Annotated in this window: 2 protein-coding genes; both read right to left on the bottom strand. The window is 60.5% G+C overall.

Annotated elements, in window-relative coordinates; genetic code table 11:
* Positions 1-78 precede the first annotated feature (78 nt).
* The gene (locus AC5JJ6_RS11600) at positions 79-1,503 is read right to left on the bottom strand and encodes a sensor histidine kinase (protein WP_496042179.1); all 1,425 of its coding nucleotides are present in this window, start codon (positions 1,501-1,503) and stop codon (positions 79-81) included.
* Between the two features lie 231 nt (positions 1,504-1,734).
* The coding region (locus tag AC5JJ6_RS11595; RefSeq protein ID WP_496042178.1) for a hypothetical protein at positions 1,735-2,029 on the bottom strand (295 nt) is incomplete at its 5' end.

Below are 2,029 nucleotides of genomic sequence, written 5' to 3'. Positions count from 1 at the left end.
AACAGTATACGATCACAAGTAAGACACAATCATTGTGGTCTTGAGAACTAAGAATATATCTTTGAGTTATTTCGACAATCAAACTACTTCGTGAGCAACGTGGGATACCATGGGGAACTCGACGGTTACACGCGTTCCTTGACCTATGACGCTATCGATGTTCAGACGCGCATCATGCAGGTCGACCAGAGCCTGAACCAGCGGCATTCCCAGGCCTGTGCCGCCATACCGGCGGGACAGCACCGGTTCCGCCTGCCAGAAGGGCTCGCAGACACGGGCAATATCGCCGGGATCTATCCCTATCCCGTTATCTGTGACGGCCAGCACGACACCCTGGGCTGTGCTGGAGCCGCTCAGCGTCACCCAGCCTCCTTCAGGCGTGAATTTCAGGGCGTTGGAAAGAAGGTTCAGGATGATCTGGCGGACGGCGCGGGCATCGGCGATCAGCGCAGTTCCTTCGGGTCCCGGATCGACGGTAAGCCGCAGGTTACGCTCCCGGGCCGTACCGGCCACTATACGGGCACAGGTTTCGAGCAGGCGAGCCACTTCCAGCGGCTCCGGGTGGATCGCGTGGTTCCCGGAGTCGATCTCGGTCAGGTCGAGCAGGTCGTTGATGATCTGGAGAAGCTGGCTCCCGCTGTCATGGATTTCGCGAGCGTAATCGCCAAGCGCTTCACCCTTGGCCCGTACCGCCGGATCGTCCCGGATAAGTTCGGAAAATCCTATGATCGCGTTGAGCGGCGTGCGGAGTTCATGGCTCATGGTCGAGAGGAACTGTGACTTCGACCTGCTGCCCTCTTCGGCGCGGATCAGCGCCCCCCTCAGTTCATCGGCATAGCGCGCGCGTTCACGCAGCGACGCGTCGAAGGCTTTCAGGAAATGGTTGGTCCTGCTGACCAGGACGCCAAGCTCGTCGCCGTCGTGACCGCGCGGCACTTCGATAAGGCAGCCGTCCAGCGACTCCGGTTCGATCTTGGATACAGCCCTGCTGATCGCGAGGATAGGCTTCGTCACCATGACGTGGAACATGGCCGTCAGGACCAGCCCAAGCAGCAGATTGCGGAAGAGGCCGCTGATCAGGTCGGATTGGGCGCGCTCCAGAAAGGCGGTCGCCGTTATTTGGCTGTCCACGGAGACGGACAGCCTGCCGATCTGGAGACGCGGCCGGTTCAGCGGCTCGTAGTAGAGCGGGACCGACAGATCCAGTTCGTCGCCGAACAGCCATTCGGAAAACATGCGCAGGTTGCTGTCGATCTTGGGGCGTTCACGCGCGGCCAGACGCGCGCCGAACTCGTCGTGGATGCTGGCCTGGAAGATCGGGCGGTAGCTCAGCAGCCCCTTGAGTATGTCCGATGCCAGTGGCGAATCCAGGTCGTATGCCGCTTTGGAAGCGGCCTCGGCGACGATTTCGGTGACCTCCTCCAGCGTGCGCCGCTGGACGGTGCGTTCACGCCGCGCATCGTCGACCAGATCGAGGCCGCTGGCGAAAAGGCCGAGCAGCACCGCCACTATGACCGTATTGCGAGCTTGTCGGAAGGAAAGGCGATCAAACAAAGGTGCCATAATTCAGCATGTCCGCCTTCCGCGCTCCAGATACCGGCTGCGCGATCCCATCCCGATTTCCGCAGCCTGCGGCCCGATAATTGTACTTAAAATACGATGAAACTAATTTTCATACAGTTAATGAGAAATACCGTGGATTTTTCTAGTCCACGGTATCCCTCGGCAGCCGCATCATAGGGCAGGAACCTCGCAGGGACCTGCCAGCAGGCCGGTCAGCCTATCCTTCAGCCGGCCGACCTGATCGGACACCTGGACTGCGTGCCGGTCGATCGTGTCGGCCAGTTCCCTGGTCTCGCCGGCATCTTCGGCGACAGCCGTGATCCGCCTCGACACTTCGACGGCGCCGTCGGCAGCCATCGTGGCGCTCCGGCTTATCGACTCGGTGGCGCCTTCCTGGTCCGCAACCGAACCGATGACGGCTTCGGCGATACCGTCGATGCGTTGAACGACATCCTGCACTCCGATC

The organism is Skermanella sp. (assembly GCF_059503625.1).
Note: the sequence above shows the minus strand (reverse complement) of the source record. Positions and strands in the feature narration are given on the sequence as shown.